The organism is Mycoplasmopsis canis PG 14 (assembly GCF_001553195.1).
Lineage (GTDB): Bacteria > Bacillota_I > Bacilli_A > Mycoplasmatales > Metamycoplasmataceae > Mycoplasmopsis > Mycoplasmopsis canis.
This window is the reverse complement of sequence record NZ_CP014281.1, coordinates 625,533-649,882: the sequence shown is the minus strand read 5'-3', so window position 1 is coordinate 649,882 and position 24,350 is coordinate 625,533. Positions and strand designations below refer to the sequence as shown.

Sequence of the window (24,350 nt, the reverse complement as noted above, 5' to 3'; positions counted from 1 at the left end):
TTATTCAGATTCGTGTTTGTTATTTCCAAATCCCTAACATTTTTGTTAGTAAAAGAAAATTACGCAAAATATCTTACAGCACAACTATTTAGGATATTTAATTTTTATTTTTGATATTTTTCTATTACTTTTCTTGCTTCTTCCTCTAGCAGTTCTTTATTTAGGATATAAAGATTATATTTCGAGGCAAAGATTGTATTTAAAATTCCGCCTAAAGCATATTCTGCTTGAATATTGTCTTTATCTGTGCATAAAATGATTCCGATTGGTTCTTGATCCATTTCATCATTCACTTCTTCTTTGTAGTAATTTAAGTACATATTTAGTTGTCCTACTGCTTCTGGCATAAGTTTCCCGGTTTTTAATTCTATCAGAACGTAACTTCTTAAAATCTTATTGTAAAATACCATATCTACATAGTAATGAGTATTCGCTAGTGTTACTCTTTGTTGTGAACCAACAAACATAAATCCACGGCCAAGTTCCAATAAAAACTTTTCAATATGGTTGATAAGAGCTTTTTCTAAATCGCTCTCCATTATAGCTTTTTCTTCCGGAATTCCTAAAAATTCAAACACATAAGGGTCTTTAATAATATCATTTGAATTTTGGATTTCTTGCCCTTTTAAAGAAAGTTCTAAGATTTTATTTTTATTCTCTTTACCTTGAGATAGTAATAACCTTTCATATAAAGAAGTATTAATTTGCCGTTTCAATTCTCTTACAGACCAATTGGAATTTTCGCATTCTCTTTCATAAAAAGACCTTTTTTATTCTCGCTAATAGATAAAAGTTCGCTGTAATGAGACCAACTCAATTTTCCAGACACTGTCTGGAATTTTTGGTAAGTTAAGTAGAATCTCCTCATGTTAAATAAATTAGATTTTGAAAATCCCCTACCAAATTCTTTTGTTAATTGTTTTGACAAATTCTTTAATAAACTTGCTCCATATTCTGCTCTGTCTGAATTATTTTGTTCATCCAAAACAATAATTTTTCCAATCTCCCAATATGTTTTCAATAAAATATTATTTACTTGTGTAACAACTGTACTTCTAGCTTCATTAAGTAATAATTTTATATCTTCATAGGCAGATAGATTATTTTGTTTATCAATTTCCATATTTTAACCTCTTTTAAATGTTTTTTATTCATGATAAAAAATCTTTTATACATTATAACATTTTGAAACTTTTTTTCTCTAGCAATCAAATGGTTTGAGTGTATTGTTTAAAAATATAATTTGGTGAATTAGTTTTAATTAATTTTTTGTAAGGCTAGATTACTTTACCGTGTTTGCTATTTTAAAAATAGAGATTTTGGTTACTACTAAGGTTAAATAAATACTAAATAAAGCAGAGAGATAATATACTTTTGAAAATTTTTGAGAAAAAGTGTTACACTCGCTATATGAACTGATTTATACATGCATAGAGAAAAAATATTTGTTAATAACTTTCGTCCTTTCATAATTTAATAGATAAAAGAAAGATGTTATCTATTTATTAAGAATTAGTACTTAAGACAAGAACTTTATTTAAAGTTATTATTAATAAAAAACTTAAATATAAAGTTTAAAGTAGAAAAATCATCCGGAATTGTCCGGATGATTTTTCTTGCTTTATTATATTGTGTTTTTTATTACTTGAAAATTCACTCCAGAATTTTCTTTTTTACTTTTGTTTCTTTTGAATATACCAAAGGATTTGGTTTCATAAAGTGTGGTGTTTTATAAAAGCTTTTTGCGTTACTAAATGCCTTAAAACCTTCATAACCATGGTATTTACCTAACCCTGAATTTTGAATGCCTCCAAAAGGTAAATTATAATTTGATAAAAAAGAAATAGTATCATTTACAATAACTGTTCCTGCTTTAAAAGATTTTTGAATTTCTAGATTTTTAGAACTTTTAGTGAATATATATAAAGCTAAAGGGTTAGGATATTTAGATAAAATATCTTTTAAATCTTGCGTGTTTTTGAATTTTATCAAAGGTAAAAAAGGGCCAAATATTTCTTCTTTCATAACTTTATCATCAATTGATGATTCAAAAACGATCGGATCAATTTGATTAATTTCTAGGTTTTTACTTATAGTTTTGCTTAGATTTTCAGGAAGTAAATCAATCAATCTTTGAAAATGTTTACTAGAAATTATTTTTCCATTTCCAGAAATATTTTTCAAATACTTAAATTCACTAATTAAATATTGCTTAAATTTGTCAACAATATTTTCATGCACAACTAAGAAGTCATGAGTAACGCAAATTTGACCAGAATTAATAAATTTACCAAAAGCAATAGTTTTAGCTGCGTTTTTTAGATTTGCATCCTCAAAAATAATAGTAGGAGATTTTCCTCCTAATTCCAGAACCACCGGAATCAAATCTTCTGCTGCTCTTTTTGCTATTATTTTACCTACATTAGTTGATCCAGTGAAAAATATGAAATCAAATTTTAATTTGTTAAAGACTTCAAACTCATTTTGCTCATTTGAAGAGCAGTAAATTAATTTCTTATCAAAATTTTGATTTATCAACTCGAATATTAATTTAGATGAATTAATAGAAAATTCAGATAATTTTAACATAGTTCTATTTCCTGCTGCAATTGAAGCAATCAAAGGATCTAAAGCAAGAATAAATGGAAAATTTCAAGGACTATAAATTCCCACAACGCCATGTGCTTCATAATTAACAAAGCTTTTAGATGGTTTTAAAAACCAAGGTGTTTTAATTTTTTGTTTTTTTGTTCACTTTTTGATATTTTTTAAAGTGTTTTTTAATGAAAGAAAAACTAGAGATAACTCGGAATAAAATGATTGATTCTCAGTTCTCCTTAAATCATCTCATAAAGCTTTTTCTATTTTGCCTTGATTTTCTAATAAAATTTCTTTAAGTTTCTTTAAAATTTCGATTCTTTTATTAATTGGAATTTCACCATTTTGTAGATAATCATTTTTTTGTTTTTGAAATACTTGAAAATTTCTAGAATTTAACATAATTAAATAATACATAATTATCTATATTCTAGAAATAAAAAAAACTGAATCAACGGTATTGACCTATCAAGTTATTGTTATTTTTTGTAAATATAAAAAGTCAATATTTTATAATTTATGCATTATGAATTTAGTTAAAAAAGATACAAATTTTTTCAAAGAATTTGATGCAAAATTTGCCTATAAAAAAGGTGATTTAGGAGCATCATTTTTGGGTAAAAATATTCAAGTTAAATTATGGCAACCTTTAGCAAAAAAAGTTGAATTAATTTTATTTAAAAAACATAACGACACTGATCCGTTTGCAAAATTAGAAATGCAAAAGGAAGAAGTTACAAATTCAAAAGGAAACAAGACTTTTTTATGAAAAATAGAAATTAAAGCAATGGACTACAGAAATGCTTTTTATCAGTTTTTAATAACGCATGAAAATGGTGAAAAAACAGTTGCATTAGATCCTTATGCTAAATCAATGGCTCCATTTAATTGAGGAGGACATGAAGATAGAGTTGGGAAGGGTGCTTTTGTTGATTTAAATTCTTCAAGAGCAGGTAAAAAACCAAGAGACCTTAAAGCAAAGTGAAATAACTCGGTAGATGCAAATATTTACGAAATGCATGTAAGAGATTTTACAAGTTTATTGAAAAATACATCATTTCACAAAAGAAAAGCTTCATTTAAGAATCTAATTGATGCTGGAATATTTAAATACTTGAAAGACTTAAATATAACACACTTACAATTATTACCTATTCATTCAGCTTATACAGTTAATGATAAAAATAAAAAGATTTTCAAAAAAGGCGAAGGACAAGGTTGAACCACAAATTACAATTGAGGTTATGATCCGCATAATTATTTCACTATAAATGGACTATATTCTTCAAAACCTAGTGATCCATATTCAAGAATAAAAGACTTTAAAGAATTTGTTGATGAAGCTCACAAACATGGCATTGGAATAATAGTTGACGTTGTTTATAATCATATGATGACAAACTCATCATATGATAATATTCTTCCAGGATACTATTATAGAGATAATGCAGAAGTTAGACCAGTAAGTTATGCACCATTAGCAGATGAAAGAGAAATGACTAAAAAAATCATGGTTGATTCTCTTAAGCATTTTGTCAATGAATTTAATGTTGATGGATTTAGATTTGACCTTTCATGCTTCCATCATAAAGAAACCATTGATGAAATTTCAAATGAACTAAGGAATATTAATCCAAATATTATCTTACATGGTGAAGCTTGACCATTTAGTGATTTAAAATTTGAAGATTCATATATAAAAGGTGCTACTGGGAATGATGTTAAATTTGGTTATTTTAATGACACATTAAGAGATGCTATAAAAGGATCAGAGCACGAAGGATATCATAAAGGTTTAATTCACGAATATTCAGAAGAACACTTTAAAAAATATGTTTCTTCAGTTGTTGCTGGATTAAGGAATTATGACTTTAAAGATGTTCCACACGCAAATTCAAAATATGACCTATTTAATAATGATGTTGCAGTAAACTTGAGTTATGCAGCTTGTCATGATGGAATGACGTTGTGAGACAAAATTAATATTTTTGCTGAAAACAAATCATTTATTGAAAGAATAGAAATGTATCGTCAAGGTTTAATGATGACAATTTTGACTCAAGGTAGACAATTAGTTTTAGCTGGTACAGAATTATTACAATCAAAACCTTGTGATATGAGTGGTGAAGAAGGATTTAAATGTCAAGTCAGTGCTTATGATGACTTTAATGAAAAACCAGATAACAATGCCTTTTCTCCAAATTCATATAAAACAACAGATTATACAAATGGTATTAAATGAAGCCACTTAGATAAAAAAGAAGTTAAAGAATATGTTTTCAAATTTTTTGGTCAATTAAATAAATTTAGACAAACAACAGACTACTTAAGGTTAGATTCAAATGAAAAAGTTTTTAAAAGAATAAAATTTGAATATCATGACATTAAGAACGGTATTTTAATTTATTCAATTCAAAACAATGATAATACTAAAGAAATGTTAGCATTACACAACTTTGGAGACAAGGATTTTGATTCTTCAAAATTTATGGGTAACTTATTGTTTGATTCAAAAATTAAATCATTAAAAAATATTTTGCAAGCACATTCAACACAAATTATAGAAAGAGAAAAATAATATGAAAACAGTTAAATTAGAAGATAAAATCTTTTATCAAATTTTCCCTCGTTCATTTTACGATTCAAATAATGATGGAGATGGTGATTTAAAGGGTATAACAAAAAAATTAGGATATCTTAAAAAACTAGGAATTAATGGAATTTGATTATGTCCTACATATTCAACAAACTTTGTTGATGCTGGATATGATGTTTTAGATTACAAATCTGTTTGAGAACAGTTTGGTACATTAGAAGATTTTAAAGAAATGGCTTCTAAGGCTAAAAAACTAGGTATTGATATCATTATGGATATTGTCCTAAATCACGTTTCAAATGAACATGATTGATTTAAAAAAGCAATTGAATCTAGAGAAAACAAAGAACATAATTACTTTATTTGAAGAGACCAATTAAGTGCAGAGGAACAAAAGGCTCAAAGTATTTTTGGTGGATCAGCATGAGAATATGTACCAAGTGTTAATAGATACTACTTCCACTTATTTTCAAAAGAACAAGTTGATTTAAATTGAGAACATCCAGATACAATAGCTGCTATGGTCGATGTTATTAATTTTTGATATGACTTAGGTGTACGTGGTTTTAGATTGGATGCAATTAAACACGTTGCTAAAACTTTTGATGAAGTTGATAAAAATCCATATTTCGCCTGAAATAAAGGTGCTGTTGAATTCCTTAAAGAATTTAACTCATTGGCGTTTAAAGACAAACCAGATGCTTATACATTGGGAGAAGCAAGTGGTATTACTGCTGAAGAATTATTAAAATATGGTTCAGGTGAAAATAAAGTATCACAAAATTACTTTAACTTCTCATGATGATGAATTGGTTGAAGCAACGAAACAGGAAGAAATGGTTTTGACGCAAATTGAGATTATAAGCAATTTGCTTATCAACAAGCTCCATTCCAAGAAAATGAGAAAATTAAACCTTATATGTTTACAAACTTCCTATCAAATCACGACACATCAAGAAGTATTTCAAGATGAGGAGATGAGGGGTTATACAGAGAAGAATCCGCAAAAACACATGCTCTTATGTTATTAACATTAAAAGGTATTCCATGTATTTATTACGGTGAAGAAATTGGTATGCTTAACGTTAAATTTAATGATCGCTCAGAATTCCGTGATGTTGATATCAAAAATGGTTTCAAAGGGTTGGTGGATGATAACCCTGTATACAGCGAAGATGAATTTGTTAAATACTTAAATATAAATTCTAGAGATGCTGGTCGTGGTTTAATGCAATGAACAAAAGGGAAAAATGCAGGATTTAACAAAAATAGAACTCCATGAATTAAAAACGGAAGAAATAAAGAAGAAATTAATGTTTTTTCTGCTTTAAAAGATAAACAAAGTATCTTTTACTTCTACAAAGAACTAATTAGCTTAAGAAAAACAAAATTAAGAAACGTATTAGTTGAAGGTAAGTCAAAAATTTACGTGGATAAAAATGGTGTAATTGTGATTGAAAGAAAATTTAAGAACGAACATTTAGTTGCATATATTAATCCAACTAAAAATGAATTATCATTAGAAGCAAAAAGCGGATCACAATTACTTTCAACATATAGAGATAATAAACAACCAAAAAACAAATTAAGACCTTTCGAGTCTATATTAATTAAATTATAAAAAGGAGAATCATGGACTTTTTAAAATATGATGTTGAGAAAAAAACTGTTTCTCAAGTTAAATTTGATAAAAGCGTTACAGCAAAAACAGAAAGTATTTTTGCATTAGGTAACGGTTATTTAGGAATTAGAAGTGCCGACGAAGAAAGAACTTCTTACAACAAAGAAGATTTCTTTGTTAATGGTATCTTTAACAAGGACACAAGAGAAGATGTTTCCGAGTTAGCTAACTTAGCTGATTTAATGACTACACCAATTTATTTTGACGGTGTAGAGTTTGAAGTATCTAAAAAAGATAAATACAATAAAACATTATTCATTAGAGAAGGTGTTTTAAAAAGAACAGTTGAAATTGAAAGAGAATCTGGAAGATTTGAGCTAACTTTTGAGCGTTTTGTATCAAGAGATGATGCAAATGTATATGGACAAAGAATTCAAATTAAAGCTTTAGAAGTTAAAAACGCAAATGGTGTTGCTGTTTTATTAAGACCAGGAATTAATGGTCAAGTTACAAATAGTGGTACACAACACTTTGGTGAAGGTAAAAAATCTAGACCTACAACTGAATCAGTGCAAATGGATCAAACAACAACAATTTCAAAACGTTTTGTAGTGCACAACATGGTAACAAAAGTTTTTGTTAATGATAAATTGATTAAGGGCGGAACTGATGATTATGTTGTTGAAATGAAGCGTCGTTACATTGGATTTAAAGTTAAAGAACAACTTAAAACAGGTGATGTTTTAACTTTAGAAAAAGTAATGTCTGTTCATACTTCAGTTGACGAAAAAAGATTATTAAAACCTGAAGAAATAAAAGAAATAGCAAAACAAAAACATGACTATTTATTAACTGTTAATTATGAAGATCTTAAAAAAGCTTCAGTTGAAAAAATGCATTCAAGTGTGTGAAACCAATTTTATGTACAAATTGAAGGTGATGAAGCTTCTAAATACGATTCTTTAGCGCTTGATTTTGGTATTTTCCACTTAAATGGATTTGTTCCAAGACATTCAACAAATATGAACGTTGGTGCAAAGGGTCTTTCAGGAGAAGGTTACCAAGGACATACATATTGAGATACTGAATTCTTTATTAACCCAATTTACTTATTTAATGAACCAAAAATTGTTAGAAATCTTTTAACATACAGATACAAAGGTATTGAAGGCGCTAGAGCAAAGGCTAGAGAAGTTAAAGAAAGAGATGAAGAAAGTAACTTACAAGGTGCACAATTCCCATGAGAAATGGCTTGACCAACAGAAGGTGAAGTGTGTGCATACTGAGGGCAAGCAGATGTTGTAACTGGGCAACAAGTTCCTATTGCTTCAAGACGTCAAGAAATTCACGTATCAGCTGACGTCGCTTATGCAGTAAACCAATATTTCCAAATTACAAGAGATTACAAATTTATGGAAAGAATGGGTTATGAAATGATTATTGATACTGCTATTTATTATTCAAATAGAGCAGAGCTGCAAGCAGATGGTTCATATGAAATTAAAGATGTTATGGGACCAAACGAATATAAAGGGAACATTGACAACAACGCATATATTAACATGTTTGCTAAACATAATATTGATTTAGCTATTAAATATATTGATTATTTAAAAGAGAAAAAACCTCTTATTTGAAGCAACATAGAAAACAAAATACCTTACAAAATTAACTATTCAAAACTTAAATTAGTTTCAAAAAACCTTAAGCAACAAGAACCAAATAAAGACCTTGTTATTGCTGAAAATGATCAATTCTTAGCATTACCAAAAGTTGATGTTTTACCATTCCAAATGCTTGGTGATGCTGGTAAAAAACTATTCAACACAAAAGAAGGACACATTAGACTTGGTTCACAATTAGTTAAACAAGCTGACGTAGTATTATTATTAAATATTCTTCCACACCTATATTCAAAAGAAGTTAGATTAGCAAACTTTAATTACTATGAACCATTAACAACTCATGATTCTTCTTTATCTCCAGCTACATACGCAATTGAAGCTGCTAGATTAAAAATGATTGATAAGGCATATGATATTTTCAAATACGGAATTAACATTGACTTAGGTCCAGCAATGCATACCTCAGATGCAGGAATCCATGCTGGTTCATTAGCCGCTATTTACCAAATGATTGTATTTGGTTTTGGTGGATTAGATTGACACAATAATAAATTACATGTAGACCCTATTTTACCTAAAGGATGAAATAAATTAACATATAGATTTAAATACCAAAATGCTAACTTTGAAGCAGTAATTAATAAAAATAAATTTAGTATTCAAATGCTTTCAGAAGAATTCAAAGGATCATTATGAATTCACGGCAGAAAAGTAGAATTCAAAGATAATCAAGTTCACGAATTCGAGGTAATTAATGGTTAAGGGTTTTGTATTCGATCTTGATGGTGTAATTACAGATACTGCTGTATTACACTTTAAATCATGGCAAGAAAAAGTTAAAGAATTAGGTATAAATTATATTGAAGAGGATAATGAAAAATTAAGAGGAATTCCAAGACTAGAAACTCTTAAAGAAATAATAAAATTAAAAAAACCTGATTTAAGACTATCAGAAGAAGAATTAATTAAAATTGCTGATGAGAAAAATGAAGTTTATAAAAAACTTTTAGAAACAGAAATTAATGAATCTTCAATTTTGCCAGGTGTTTTAGAATTACTTAATGAAGCTAAAAGAAACGGTATAAAACTTTCTATTGCTTCAAGTAGCTATAACGGTCCAACAATTCTTAAGAAATTAGGGATTATTGAATTATTTGATTTTATAGTTTATCCTGGGGATGTTAAAAAAGGGAAACCTGCTCCAGATATATTTATTCAAGCTGCAGAAGGAATTGGTTTAAAAACAACAGAATGTGTTGGTTTTGAAGACGCTCCTGCAGGTGTTAAAGGTATTAAAGACGCTAATATGCCCGCTATTGCTATAACACACAATTCTTCTGAAGATTTCAGTAATGCAGATCTTGTATTAACAAGCACAGCAGAATTAAACTTTTCTGAAATTATGAAAAAATTTAATTAAAATACGGAGATTAAGCCGGAAAAATCATCGTTTAATTGCAAAATTAAATACAACAACTTAATTAAAAAATCCCCACCTGAACACGTAAAAACGTGTGTTCGGTTGGGGATTTTGTTATTCTCTTATTAGAGGACAAGGTATTCATTAGAAACATATAAATCAATTTCGATTTTAATAAATAAAAAGAATAAATCTATATTTGATGAATATGTTAAATGTATTGATATTTTTTAAAAATAATATTTTAACTAATTTCGTAAATCAGTCATAAAACATTGCAAAAAGCAATAAAAAAACCAACCGATAAACCGCATACCCGGTAGTTGGTTAATAAATATGACCAATTATTTTAATGTGCCCGGCTCAGGAGAACGGTATGTTCTAATCACAACTTTATTATATACATTTTTATGATTTTTGTTTATTTTTTTATTTAAAGCCCTCAGGGAATAGAGCTGTTTTAAAATTATTTCCTTCGAATCCATCCGGATAAATAATTTTTAAGTTATCTCTATAAGAATGGGTTTGTGCTGGGTATAAATTTTTATTTGTACCATCAATCAAATTAAATGCTTTCATTACTTTGTTTCCTAAGACATAATCCTTAGATAACAAGAAGCTTCCAAATCTAGCAACTCTCATTAAATCATCATCTCTCACATCTGCGCTAACTGAGTTATAAATCCCTATCATTTGTCCAAACTCATTATAAACAAGAGATCCAGAAGAACCATAAGTTAGTGAAGAAAACTTGGCCTCCATGTTATATCCATAATAATCAGATAAGACCTTGCCAAAAACCTTTGTATAGGGTTGTGAATTATTTGTTGCAAAATTAGATTCGTAACCATTTGTTGGATATGCAAAAGACTTTGCATTACTTTGAAATCCGGTTCTATAATCGTTGCTAAGTTCAGAATTTCTTTCTTTTGGATTATTTTTTACTAAATATGTTTTTCCATGATTTCCGCCTGGATATCCTAAAATATAAACATCTTTAGCATTAGTTAGGTTATTTTGGTTTTCAGGCAATCTAGAAGCGGTTAAATAATCTGTTGTTTGCATAAATGTTGAAATATTTTTATCTTGATTTGGTAAACTATTTGTTTGTTTCAATCTTAGTAAGTAACTGTCAAGTGCTGTAATGGCATTTTCTATTCAATTTCTTAAAGTTTCATCCATTTTCGTTAAATCAACATCGATTTCAAAAACACCAAAATCATTATAAGGTGATATAAAATCGTTTTTGTATAATTTTAAAATGTTTAGTTCTTCACTTTCTGGATCATTTCCTTCTAAATATTTAATTCTGTCTTTTATTTTAGATTTAAGATCATCTTGAGTATCTTGTAAATAACTTTTATCAATAAAATCATAAGCAGCAAAAACAAGTTTAGGTTTACTTATAAATCCTTGACTTAGTTTTGTTCTTTGAGCAGAAGTATCAGTACTACTAATTTCGGTAAATTCTCTTCCAGAAGTATAGAATATTGATTCATATTTTTCTTGCATAGAATAAGGGTGATTATTTGGAACTGTAGGGAAGGAAGTAAATCTATTTTTTGTTTTACCTATAGTTATTGAATCTACTTTATATCCCCTAGAATCTTGGTAATTTAATTTTTCATTTAACTCTGGTGATAAAGAATTTGAAAATTTATTCAAAACATGAAGATTTGAAGCGAAGAATAATTTGTATTTATTCTCATTATACCTGTGGTAGTCTAATATTCAAGTCGTTCCAGTGTCATTAGATATAAAATGTTTATTACTTTCGTTTGGAGTCATATGAACACCAACTTTTACTGAAAAAGTTCTATCATATAATTCTTGATAAAGAACTTGTTCATCAACTTTTTTAAATTTGTCTGCATAGCTAGGGTATGAATTATCGTTTTCCCTGTCAAATTTAGGAGGTTCATAAGCAAAATCATCATCTGGAAAAGGATTTTCGCCTGGCCCTACTACAATTGGTTCAGATGGTACAGGCTCGGTAATTGGTTTTGGTTTTGAATTTGAACCTTCATTAGGTTTATCCTCAGAATTAAAATTAGGTAGTTTCTTTTTGTTAGTAATAAATTTATCTGATAAATTAATTTTTTCTGAATTTAGTTCAATTTCTTTAATTAAATATTCAGTTTCAGGATTTAAATTATCTATAAAGAAATGAATTTCTTTTCCTATAATTTTATTTGATTTAATTTTATTATTAACCCCTTCAACTGATAAAAAAGCGCTCAGCACGTTAACACTATCTTCTAAATGTACAATTATTTTTGCGTTTGTTTCACTAATTTCTTTTTCAATATTTGTAACATTAAATCTTTGGTTATTATTTTTTTCTTCATTATGACTATTTTGTGTATTGCAAGCTATTCCTAATGAATATAAAGAAGAAATAGAGGTTAGTAATAAAAATCTTTTTAATCTTTTCATATAATAATTATATTCTTTTCTTTTTAAAAAACATTTTATATATTAAGCTTAAGAATTTATTAACCTTTCTAGGTAATTTTATTAATTATTTTTTTAGAAATTACCTGAGTAAATTTTTTTAAATTAAAAATATACTAAATTAATTTTTCTTAACATAAAATGTAGCACGGCCTTTTCCAAACCGTTCAATGTAATTTTGTTCTAATAGTTTCTTAAGTGTATTTTCTATTGTTGCTTTTCCTACGTTTGGGAGTAAATTCATTATCTCGGTTTTAGTAAATTTACCTATTTTGCTATTAATAATGTTTTTTACAAGCTCCTTTTTAGGCGCTTTTTCATCTACATATTTCATTCTTTCTTCAAAACTAATATATGCGGCCAATATTACTCTAAGAGTATATTTAACAAATGGTAATACATCTTCGTTATTATCATGTCATCCAGAACTACTTTGTCTTAACGAAAGGTAGTATTTTTCTTTACTTTTTTCTATTTGGCTTTCTAAACTTATGTATTTACCAACCATATATCCTTGTTTGTACAGTAGTAAAGTAGTTAGTAATCTACTCATTCTTCCATTACCATCATTAAATGGATGAATTGAAAGAAAATCATGGATAAAAACTGGTATTAATATTAAAGGATCGATTTCTGATCTATCAAGCACTTTATTTAATTCTTCGCAAATACTTTCGATTGCATTAGGTGTTTCATAAGGGTCTGATGGTTTAAAAATTTCGATATTTATACCATTTTCATGCTTTTCAATTATAGAGTTTTGTGTATTTTTATACTTTCCTCCTATAGCTTTTTCGCTATACTTGTATAAGTATTTATGTAATTGTAATATGTGATTACTATTAATTGGAATATATTCAAAACTTTCATTAATGATATCTAATACATCTTTATACCCAAGAATTTCTTTTTCATCCCTATTTTTCGGAGTTGTTTTCTGAGATATTAAATCTTTTATCCTTGCTGAAGTAGTTACAATACCTTCTATTTTATTAGAATCCTCTATGCTTTGTATTTTTGCTATTTCTATTAATCTTTTTAATATAACAGTTTTTTGTTTTGAAAAAAGATTTTGTTTTCCTTTATGTTCATGTATTTTAGTTAAAAGATTTATGATTTCTGTGTCTCACTTAATTTTTTTAAGTTTTTCATAATTAAAAATTCTCATTTCTCCTACCTCCAAATTTTTTCGCCTAATTATACCATTTATTAGGCGATTTTAAAAGTCTTTATGAGATAACTAATCAATTACATTTTTTTAAAATTTATAAAAAAACATTATTTTTTAAAGTAAATTTAATTAAAAAAATGATTTTTATTATTTTTACTTTATAATTTAAAAAAAGGAGGTATTGTTATGTTTGATAAAAATAAAAGATTAAAAGAATTAACAGAATTACAATACAAAATAACTCAAGAAGGGTTTACAGAAAGACCATTTACAAATGAATTTGATAATCACTTTGAAAAAGGTATTTATGTTGATATTGTTGATGGCACACCTCTTTTTAAATCAACTGATAAATATAATTCTGGTTGTGGATGACCAGCTTTTAGTAGACCTATTAATGATAAAGTAATAAGCGAATTCATGGATTACTCTCATAATATGAAAAGAGTAGAAGTCAAAAGTTCTAATGCTGATTCTCATCTAGGACATGTATTTAATGATGGTCCTAGAGATAAAGGTGGTTTAAGATACTGTATTAATTCTGGATCGCTAAGATTTATTCCTTTTGAAAAAATGGCTGAAGAAGGTTATCAAGATTTAATCAAATTATTTGATGAAGAATAGTTAAATATTTTAGTTTTAATTAGCAAAAACAAGCATAGAAAGTATGCTTGTTTTTGCTTTATTTAAATAATATAAAATTTATTTGTCACTATTTTCTCATTCATTAATGACTTTTTTTAATGTTTTCCACATATTTTTTTCAAGAGATGTATGACTTGCTCCATCAACTAAAAATAGTTTTGAGTTTATGAGTGACTTATGTAACAAGTAAGCCCCGATAGGTCTACAGTCAATATCTTGTCGACCATGTACAATAAAAGTTGGTATGTTTGAAATAACTTTTGCATTTTCTAACAAATAATTATCGCTTTGAAAAAAACAATTATTTACAAAATAATGGGTTTCAAATAAAGAAATAGCTAAGTTAGAATTAATTTCTTCTTTTGATAATCTTTTTTTAGGTTTAAATTTTTTTATTGAGACTAAAGAGCTTTCTCAATTAGAAAATATCTTAGCAGCTTCTTCTTGAAAATTGTTTCTTTCACCTTTAAAGATATTGTAGTATTTGTGTAGAATATTTTTTCCAGGTAAATTCTTTACAAAGTTTTTGTATTCATCAAAAACATCAGGATAATAGTTGCTTGCCCCATTTTCTTCATATAAAAAATCTATATCTTCTTGCCTTCCTAAAAATACTGCTCTAAGCAGTATTCTTTTAACGTTTTTAGGATATTTAATGCTATATGCAAGTGATAGAGTGGTGCCTCAACTTCCGCCAAATAATGTAATTTTGTCTATGCTTAAATGTTTTCTGATTTTTTCAATATCTTCAACTAAATCTTGTGTTGTATTTTCTTTTAATTGTAAAAAAGGTTGGCTTTTACCGCAACCTCTTTGATCTATAAAAATTAATTTAAATATATCTAAATTAAAGAGTTTTTTAAGAACATATGAACTTCCTCCGCCTGGACCTCCGTGTATGATAAAAACAGGATCTCCATTTGGGTTACCATGTATTTCATAGTAAACAGAATGTAATTTAGAAACTTTTATAAACTCTTGAGATATATAATTTTCAAAATTAGAATGGTTTTTCATTTGTTTCATTTGGTCTTGAAAATACATAATAACTATTTTCAGTTACTAAAACATCATCTTCAATTCTTGCACCACCAAGACCTTCAATGTAAATTCCAGGTTCAACAGTAATGATCATTCCAGGTTCAAGAATAATTTCAGATCTTGAAGAAACTGAAGGCATTTCATGAACATCTATTCCAAGCCCATGACCTGTTGAGTGTGTAAAGTATTGTGCATACCCTTTTTCAGCTATGTAATCACGACAAATTTTATCAATTTCACTTGCTTTTATTCCAGGTTTTACTGCTTTTCTTCCTTCAGCAGCTGCTTCTTTAACTATTTCAAGAATTTTTTTGGCTTCTGGATTAGCTTTTGCTTCATTGCCAAGAATGAATGTTCTTGTTATATCTGCTGTGTAACCTTTATATCTTGCACCAAAATCAACTTTTAACAATTGATTATTTTCTAATAATTTATCAGTTGGGTGGTGATGAGGTTCAGCTGATGAAGAAGCTGTAGCTATGATTTCATCAAAACCTTCTTTGTCCCCACCGTGTTTTTTTAACAAAAAGTTTAACATAGCAGCTGCATCTTTTTCTGAAATACCAGGTTTAACTCACTTTTTAAACTCTTCAAGGGCTGCCATAGAAATATCAACAACCTTTTGCATTATTTTAAGCTCTTCTTTTGATTTAATAATACGCAATTCTTGAGCGCTTATTCAAAAAATTTCTTTAGGTTCTACAAGTTTGATAATTCTGTCTTGAACTTCTTTTATTAAATAATCTTTTTCTAATGCAATTTTAGAAAAATTTCTTTTCTTAAATCATTCAGACATACTATTTCCTTGTATTAGGACAATGTCAACATTTTTTGCATTGTTTTTTGCGTATTCAATATATCTACCATCAACAAATAATGTAGCTTTGTCTTTCTCAATAGCTATAAAACCATCAGTTGTTTGTATACCTGCATATCATAATCTTGTTTGTGGGGCTTCAGAAATTAGTACTTCAGCACCAGTGTTATTAAACATTTGATCTAATTTTCTTCTATCCATAAAATTCTCCTTTTGCATTAATAATTATACTTAAATGTTTTTTGATTTTAAGTAAGTAAATACTATATTTTTCATAAATTTTCATATTTTGAAAAACTACACTTTTTGAGTTTAAAATTACAAAAAGCGTATTTTTTACTTATTTTTGAATTTATTTATCACATTATTATATTTTAGTTATTTTCTTTAATGACCATTTTTTCTATTATTTTGGTATTCATTTTTAAAAGTGTAAAAAATATTGTCTAAAATGATATAATTGACCTATATAAATTAATAATTTATATATAGACAAATATAAGGAGAAATTTATGTCAGAGAAAAAACGTAATAGAAAGGGTAAAGTAATATTAGCTAGTGGTTTAGCATTATTGGCTGGATCTATTGTAGCTACCGGTGTTATTTTATCTCAAGTTAATTCAAAGAAAAAAAATGACGAACCTAAAACTGGTAACGAACCTAAATTTGAACCAGTGGTTAAATTGACAGATTCTAAATTTGACGAGTTAAGTTTCGAAGTTTCAAATTTAAACGCTGCTCAAAATAAAGGCAAAGAATTTATTGCTGTTTTAACTAATAAAAGAGATTTTACTATTAGAAATGAAAAAGCGATTACAATTGATGGTGATTCAACTAATATTAAATTCGATTCATTAGAAAGTGATAGAAAATACAATCTTTCAATTTTATTCAAAGGAAAAATTGTATTAAAAGATGTTTTCACAACAAAGAAGAGACCAGCAATTTCAGCAGGTACACCTTCCGCAACAAATGCATCATTTGTTATTAGTAACATAAATGATTTCAAAGACGAATTAGAAAAAGTTCAAATTGTTATTACAAATAAAACTAATCCTAGTTCTGCGCCAATCGTTATTAAAGCGAGTGACTTAAAAGTTTCTAATGGTTCAGCAATCATTAATTTACAAGAAGAAAATTTAGGATTGGAACCAGGCTCAACATATGAAGCAGTTGTTCAATTTAATGGTGATAAAGAAAAAACAAATTTATCAACACCAATTGTAATTGAAACACCTGTACCTAAAAATATTGCATATACTTCACACATTAGTAAAGAAGGTGTGAAAATTGTTCTATATGGGTTAAAAGAAGATGGAAAGAAAATAAAACTTGAATATAGACTTCGTGGTTTCAATGGTGATCACACTGAAGTAGAATCTATTGATAATGTAACAGGCGGTAAAGCAGAGGTTTTAATTTCAGGTGATTTAGGTCTTGACAATACCTATGAATTCCAAGTTAAATATGAAGATGGAGAATACTTAACTTTTGAAGATGAAAGCAAAAAAGGTGAATTCAAGACAGAAGCGGCACCTTCTTTTGAAGTTCAAAACAAAAATGACTCGCTTGATATTTCAATTAGCAAATTAAGTCCAAATATTAATCAAGATAACTTATTTATTCGTTATAGAGATAAAGAAAATTCAAATGAATGAATTGAAAAACCAATTAAGGAAGTACCAGGATTTTCAGAAGGAAAGTTAAACTTTGAAGATTTAGCTTCAGACACAAATTATGAAGCACAATTGATATATAAACAAGGTGAAGGAGAAAACGCTTCAACTAAGATTTTGACAGAAGCTGAATTTAGAACAAGCAAATATTTTGTTTTTGATATCACAAAATCTATTGCAGCTTCAACAAAAGTTTTACTTTCATTCAAAGATAACAGTAATTCAACAAGTAGCGATTTAGGTGTTACATTGAAATATGTAAAAGATGGTGAAGCAGATTTAAAAACAGCAACATTAAGTAAAAAATCATTATCTAGCTCAAATTATGTTCAATCAGTAATTAGTGATTTAGAAAAATCTACAACTTATAATTGAACATTAATTTCTAATAAAGATGAGTCAGTTATTGCAAGTGGTACATTTAAAACTGGTACAGATACTGATGTTGCAAAATCAGCTGATAACTCTAATTTTTATGAAACAAATGAATCTGATGTTATAGCTATTGAAAACAGATTAACTGAAGGTGTAGTTGTTTCAGTTAAAAATACATTTGGTTATATAACAGGTGATGGAGCAGAAAAATATTCACCAACCGAAATTTTAATTAAATACTATCCAAAAGATAGTGAAAGTGAATATGAAACAGAAAGAATAGTTGTTTCATCTCAAGATATCAAAAATAAAAAATTCTTTACCAAGAAGTTTGAAGATTTTGCAGAAACACCATATATTTTTGAAGTTTCATACTTGAATGGATTTAATGAAAATAACGAAGAAATAAAAGTTCTTAAAAAGTTCGAAATTAGTTATAAATTACCAGTAATAGAATTTAAAAATAGCGAGAAGAAACTAGTTGTAAGTAATTTAGAGTCTATAGCAGGTAAGACAGTTACTTTAAAGTATAAAGCTAATGATGGTGAAAGAGAAGAAGAAGAATTGAGTGTATCCGGCACAGTTTCTGCAAATGGTTTATTAGAAATTCCTTTATCTAATTTAAGGTCAAATGTGGAATATAATGCTAAATTTGAGATTCTTTCAAATGATATCGAATTTAATAGTTCAATAACAGGGTTTACTAGAAGTCAGTTTTATGACAATGAAATTTTGAACAATAACCTTGTGTTAAGTGATGTATTTAGAACTGAGGAACAAGAGAACTCAATTAGAATTAAACATGTAAGACCAAACTTTTATACACAAATGACTAGTATTTATGTATTATTAGAAGGTTTTGTTGCTGAAGCAAATCAACAAGTAAATATTGTTATTGGATCTGAAGAAGAAATGAAAAATCCTTCATCAATACCGGATGAAAGAAAGACTGTGGGAACAGTTAATGCATCTGGTGTTGTTGATAGTCCTGAAGGAGCTAAGTGATGAGATAACTTACCTAGTTCTACTAATTATAAAATTGGTGTTTTTAAAGTTGATGACGATAATTGAAATAAAATTGCTGAAAGAGATTTTTCAACACCAGTAATAAACAAACCTAATATTCAAAGATTAGAAATTATTGGTTCAAATACACATGATTTTGGTTTTAGAGTAGAGAATTTACAGGAATTAAAAGATTTATATGGCAATAACGCTTCGGTAGTATTTAGAGTCAAAAGAATTGATGAAGAAATAATTTCAGATAGTTTCTCTGGTTCTATTAAGGAAATTAATGATCCTAATGGTTGGTCTGGTATATATAGATGAACAAAAAGACTTTCTGACAATTTCGGGAAACAAGGTGATGTTATAAGAATCAAAAATTTTACAGGTGCAAGTGATTCAAACTGAACTCAATGATTTGTTGATAAAAGTAAATATCAAATCATCCTTACTATCGAAAACAGTAGCAATCATTATATTATAGCTTCAAATCAAGGGTCAGATTTAATCTTAGTGAATCATTCATCACCAAGGATTAATGATTCAGAAACAACAAATATTTCAAAAATAAGCGATAAAGATGCTAAAAAAGTGGTAGGGAAAGTCGAATATAAATTAACTAGTTTATCAGAATATATTTCAACAAATGAAAGTCCTCAAATTTTAAAAGCTTTCTACATAAAGAGCAATGATCCACTAGCGTCATCAAACCCTTCTAATTGAATTAGTGCTGGTAATGTATTAGTGAATGATGCTGATCAAACCGGGCAAATTTCTTTTGATAACTTAGAATTAAATACTTTTTATAATTTTGCATTTTTAGGCAAGGACAATAATATAGTTCTCACAAGAGAAAATGTAAAAACAGCTAACAATCCAAAACTAAAAATAACAACATCTGGTGACACAATTATGCGTTACACACTTTCAGAATTAAAAGGTTCACAGAACTTAATTCCGAATGGAACATATAAAATCATTTACAGTACTGACAAGTCATATAATTTATCTTCAAATGAGATAACAATTAATGAAAGTACTAATTTACAATCTTTTGAAGGCAACTTTGTATTTACTTTATTGGAAGGATTAGTGCCAAATACTACTTATAATTATAAATTAGTTAATATAGCAAATAATGATGTTTTATTAGGCTATGATGATATATTCAAAACCAATAAGTCCCAAAGTGAAGAAACTGTTATAGGTAATGATTTTGCAATTATTAAATTAATAAATCCATCTTACGAATTAAGAGAAGGGTCTTATAGTATAGCTAAGAAAGGTCAAGGTGCAGATGAAAATAAAATGGTACTTGACGTAATTAGAATGCAGTATTCTGAAGATCCTAATTTTGTTGAAGGTGAATATAAAGAATTTTCTGTTTCTCTTTCAGAAAATGAAGTTAATCTTCTAAGTATTAAACTTCAAGATCTAAAACCAGGTACTCAATATTACTATAGATTAGTTAAGGGTACAATTAAATCTAATATTATTCAAGCCTCATCAGTAGTTGAAGAGCCGGTAGTTGAACTAAATACAACTTTACCATTATTATCAGGTAACTTTACTACTTGAAATACTAAATTTAAGGTAGAATCTACAACAAATTCTTCAAGAATAATATTCGAAGATATTAATAATATTACTGGCCCAAATCAACTTTCATTAAACTTTAAAAAAGTTGATAAGTCAAATATTTATGATATTTTATTTGATTATTCAATAGTTGATGGAAAAGTAATTTTTGAGGTAAATAATTTATCTCCTGAAACTGAGTATGAATTTTCATTATCTCCTGCAGGTTCTCAAGATAAAATAGCTAATGGAAAATTCTTAACAAAAACTACTTCAACAATTGAAGCTAGAATGATTAAAATTGATGAACCACATAGAAGAATTAAGTTAACTAATCTTGAAGATTTTGTTGGAAGAAAAATAAGAATTGAATACAAAGAAAAAAATTCTACTAAGATATTGGAAAGTATTAATACAGTTTTAACAAATGAAAATGATGAATTCTTGTGAGATATTGAAGATTTAGAATTTAAAAAAGAATATAAATATGATGTTTACTTACTTAATGAAGATAATTCTGTGGATAGAATTATAGATACCAAAGAATTTGAAGTAGGTCCTAAATACACTAGTGCCGGTGATCAAACAGTTACAACAAATGTCAGAACTTTCGGAAACTATGATTTAAATAGTTGATACACTATAACTACTTTACAAGAAATTTATGCAAACCATAAAAATTGAAAAGATAAGGTTAAAGAATCATTAATAGAAATTGCTATTTTTGGTACTCAAGTCTCTGCAGGTCCTGCATATGGATGACATAAATTAATTTCAGAAGGAAGCAATCATAGATATTATAAAGAAGAAAATGGTAATTTAGTTTATGAATACATTTTCGTTGATACAGCTAATCAACCTGTAGGAAGTGAAAATGCCAAGGTTAAGGGTATTAAATTTATGTTGCAACTTCTAGGTAATACAATTCAAGTAAAAATTATAGAAGCAAAAGTGAAACCAGAAGTTGTTGATAAACGTGTAGTTGTATCAAATTATTCTTGAAGTGATTTAACAGATGATTTAGTTTATGGAGCAACAAGTGGTGTAGTAAACCAAGGTAACGGTGATATACCTGGTAGATATATAAACTTATCAGGATTTAAATTTAAAGCATCTACAGCAAAACGTAGTCCTAGAGACTTTAGTGTACCACAAATATTTAGATATAATTTAGAGTCAGCAAAAATTGCCACAAATAAATTTACTGTTTCTAAAGGTAATAGTACAACAGGTTCATTTATCAAATTAAATAACGCTAAACAAAAGATAAAATATGGTAATTTAGATGAGAATTATGATGTCGCATATAATAAGTACATTTCTGAAAACGGAAAATTATTACCATTCACCGGTAATTTCTTAATCAACGCTTCTATTTATCCGCATAGTGATTTTGCAAAAAATGACAAAAATATTTATACACCCGGTATTGAATATGGTCCAAATTTAAGAGAAACATTTTTTAGATTACTTAAAGAAAATGGAAAAATAAAATTTGATGGTTCAGATGTAAGTAATAAAAATTGAATTTCATTAAATAGTGAGGACATTATTATGTTTGAAGATGAATTTAATGCATACAGTGAAAAATATTTAACTGAATTCCCTCTTGCAAAAAGATTAATTTGGAAAGATGGTAACCAATTGAAGGGGTTAAGGATTACTTTAAGTGATGCCGAAAACGGAGACGGTGCCGTTCTTGGTCAATTAGATGATTTTGTTTATTATTTAGACATAAATTCAAATCAAAATATTAAATCAATAACTTGAGACCAATTCATAACACTTGCTTCAAAACACTCAGTTCACAAATACATGAATTTAAATTCTAATGGTACCGCAATTGCGGGAATTGGTTTCGTTACTAAAGATAAGAGTTTTATAGCTAATAGTAATTCAACCAATACTTTTACTAATCCTCAAGATACTCAACCAATTACAGAATTAGAATCAGTTTCAGGCGAAGAAAGTACAACAAGAAAAATTAAACTTATTAATGCGCCAATAGGAACTTATCAATTAAAAGTTGAATACCCTATTTATTTCCCAACACCTGAAAAACCAACTTTTGAGCCTATAATTGAAACTTTTGAAATAACAAAAGAAAATTCAAATTATTTTGAAAAAGACTTAACTCAATATCTTCAATATGGTACAGAGTATAAAGTTACTATATCAAAGGGCGAAATTGAGTATAAAGTTCTAACTGGAATAAATGGAGATATTTCTGGTGGTCAAACATTTTTTGCAAATAATTCTATAAAGAGCGCAACAATGGGTATATATAATGTCTCAGGAAGACCCGGAGTTGTCAATGATGGTGATGTATTTTATTATCCAAACCCAGACACTGGCCAAAATAATTGAAGAGTTTCATTTAATGCAAGAGAGTTTTTAAATATGAACCCTAACTCGGATGAAGCTTTTGAAATTCTTAAAACAAGAGAAAAAAGACTTTTAATTGGTTCCCCAAGACTTGCGAATGGAGAAATGAGATATAAGTGATCATTTAAAACTGACTTTTTTGCATCGAGAAAAAGTAATGCAACTCATAAACATGTATTTTTTACCGCAGCGGTTTCGGATGATGAAACAAAAGCAATAATCTTACGTATTGTTTTATATAGACAAGTGGGAAGCAATAATGTTACAGTATTCGTTGCAGGTGCGAAAGAGTATGCTTTAAATGAAAACGAAAGAAATAATTTAAATTCATTAAATTTAACAACTGCTTATAATAATGGAACAAATATAAAAGATGATGTTGTAACATCTAATGATTTAAGTGAAGATTACTTTGTTAATCAAAACGAAAATAAAGTAGCAGTTTTTGGGTTTTATATTAAAAAAGAAACAAATTAGACTATGAAAAATCATTCGGATACTTCCGGATGATTTTTTTCAAATATTTAAAAGGAGAAGAGTATTTATAAGACATTAAATATATTTCCTGAACACTCCTTAATTTTATATCATTAAACACTTGCATTCAGTACTTTGCGCTTTCTGATTTACCTATCCAAACCCTAAAACATTTTTATAACCATCAATTGAATAACCCATAACAATATAAACTGACTTTTCTACAAGCCTATTTTCTTCTTTAACCTTAAATCTGATTCCGTCAATAAATATCATTGCATAAGTTCTTTCTAGCTGTCTATTTTGTCACTCAACTATTTGTGGTATTATTTTGTCGGTAACTCTGCTAACAAAACTTGGATCAACATCAACTCCATAGATTTCATGTAAGGTATCAGATATATCTCTTGTTGATACACCTTTTGAATATAAGTTTATAATTTGGCTCTCTATTTTAGAAATATCATACTGATATTTTGGAATAATATGAGGTTCGAACTCAGAATTTCTATATCTTGGGATTTCTAATTCAACATTTCCAAAACTAGATTTAACTGATTTTTTATATGAACCATTTCTATAATTATTCTTAATTTTATTTTCATGTTCATATCTATCATAACCTAGGTGTTTCTTCATTTTTTCTTAAAGAATCGGCTGAATAAGATTCTTAGTATTATTTTTGACTATTTCATAAACTTCTTCTATTGTAGTTGGCTTAAATTTTTCATAAAGTTCTTTAGAACTCATTAAAGAATTTTCACTTTTTTTCATAAATTAAAAAATCTCCTAATATTAAATATTTTATTATAAATATTTGTTATTTGGAGATTTACACAAAATTATCTACGCTACCCCCGGATGAT

The 24,350-nt window shown here is 27.7% G+C and carries 13 protein-coding genes and 1 pseudogene; 6 read left to right on the top strand and 8 right to left on the bottom strand.

From position 1 onward, the window contains the following. Window positions 1–104 precede the first annotated feature (104 nt). The 3 genes from AXW82_RS03750 to AXW82_RS02405 form a co-directional block, all read right to left on the bottom strand. Entirely contained in the window at window positions 105–716 is a 612-nt protein-coding gene (locus AXW82_RS03750) for a DUF1016 domain-containing protein (protein ID WP_223212164.1), read from the bottom strand. Window positions 717–721: 5 nt separating this feature from the next. After that, window positions 722–1,123, bottom strand: coding sequence for a DUF1016 N-terminal domain-containing protein (locus AXW82_RS03745; RefSeq protein ID WP_223212165.1), 402 nt, complete (start codon window positions 1,121–1,123; stop codon window positions 722–724). A 518-nt stretch (window positions 1,124–1,641) separates the two neighbouring features. After that, a complete protein-coding gene (locus AXW82_RS02405) occupies window positions 1,642–3,000 on the bottom strand; it encodes an aldehyde dehydrogenase family protein (protein WP_223212166.1) in 1,359 nt (452 codons plus the stop codon). A gap of 124 nt (window positions 3,001–3,124) precedes the next feature. On the opposite strand from AXW82_RS02405, the gene AXW82_RS02400 reads away from it, so the two are divergent. The 4 genes from AXW82_RS02400 to pgmB are packed head-to-tail and all read left to right on the top strand — an operon-like array spanning window position 3,125 to window position 9,860. Further along, on the top strand, window positions 3,125–5,176 hold the full coding sequence (locus AXW82_RS02400; protein ID WP_004794311.1) for an alpha-amylase family glycosyl hydrolase: 2,052 nt from the start codon (window positions 3,125–3,127) through the stop codon (window positions 5,174–5,176). A gap of 1 nt (window position 5,177) precedes the next feature. After that, a complete protein-coding gene (locus AXW82_RS02395; protein ID WP_004794309.1) occupies window positions 5,178–6,815 on the top strand; it encodes an alpha-amylase family glycosyl hydrolase in 1,638 nt (545 codons plus the stop codon). A gap of 11 nt (window positions 6,816–6,826) precedes the next feature. Continuing rightward, on the top strand, window positions 6,827–9,202 hold the full coding sequence (locus AXW82_RS02390; protein WP_004794307.1) for a glycosyl hydrolase family 65 protein: 2,376 nt from the start codon (window positions 6,827–6,829) through the stop codon (window positions 9,200–9,202). Beyond that, the gene (pgmB, locus tag AXW82_RS02385; RefSeq protein ID WP_004794305.1) at window positions 9,195–9,860 is read left to right on the top strand and encodes a beta-phosphoglucomutase; all 666 of its coding nucleotides are present in this window, start codon (window positions 9,195–9,197) and stop codon (window positions 9,858–9,860) included. The genes AXW82_RS02390 and pgmB overlap by 8 nt, the downstream gene beginning before the upstream one ends. Window positions 9,861–10,289: 429 nt before the next feature. Here the strand turns inward: pgmB and AXW82_RS02380 are convergent, their stop codons facing one another. Next, complete coding sequence (locus tag AXW82_RS02380; protein ID WP_004794303.1) at window positions 10,290–12,296, bottom strand: MIP family Ig-specific serine endopeptidase; 2,007 nt, start codon at window positions 12,294–12,296, stop codon at window positions 10,290–10,292. Window positions 12,297–12,435: 139 nt separating this feature from the next. Beyond that, the gene (locus AXW82_RS02375) at window positions 12,436–13,482 is read right to left on the bottom strand and encodes a Fic family protein (RefSeq protein ID WP_004794302.1); all 1,047 of its coding nucleotides are present in this window, start codon (window positions 13,480–13,482) and stop codon (window positions 12,436–12,438) included. 189 nt (window positions 13,483–13,671) lie between these two features. Here AXW82_RS02375 and msrB point away from each other — a divergent pair, with 189 nt between their 5' ends. Then, window positions 13,672–14,109 (top strand): peptide-methionine (R)-S-oxide reductase MsrB, encoded by a 438-nt coding sequence (gene msrB, locus AXW82_RS02370; RefSeq protein WP_004794300.1) that lies wholly within the window; start codon window positions 13,672–13,674, stop codon window positions 14,107–14,109. A gap of 78 nt (window positions 14,110–14,187) precedes the next feature. Here the strand turns inward: msrB and pip are convergent, their stop codons facing one another. Next, entirely contained in the window at window positions 14,188–15,174 is a 987-nt protein-coding gene (pip, locus tag AXW82_RS02365) for a prolyl aminopeptidase (RefSeq protein WP_004794298.1), read from the bottom strand. Beyond that, the gene (locus AXW82_RS02360) at window positions 15,131–16,189 is read right to left on the bottom strand and encodes a M24 family metallopeptidase (RefSeq protein ID WP_004794295.1); all 1,059 of its coding nucleotides are present in this window, start codon (window positions 16,187–16,189) and stop codon (window positions 15,131–15,133) included. Before AXW82_RS02360 ends, pip begins: the two co-directional genes overlap by 44 nt. A gap of 311 nt (window positions 16,190–16,500) precedes the next feature. On the opposite strand from AXW82_RS02360, the gene AXW82_RS02355 reads away from it, so the two are divergent. Then, a complete protein-coding gene (locus AXW82_RS02355; protein ID WP_060913337.1) occupies window positions 16,501–23,484 on the top strand; it encodes a hypothetical protein in 6,984 nt (2,327 codons plus the stop codon). A gap of 70 nt (window positions 23,485–23,554) precedes the next feature. Here the strand turns inward: AXW82_RS02355 and AXW82_RS02350 are convergent. Continuing rightward, a pseudogene (locus AXW82_RS02350) lies at window positions 23,555–24,258 on the bottom strand (IS256 family transposase); the annotation flags it as partial. Window positions 24,259–24,350 lie beyond the last annotated feature (92 nt).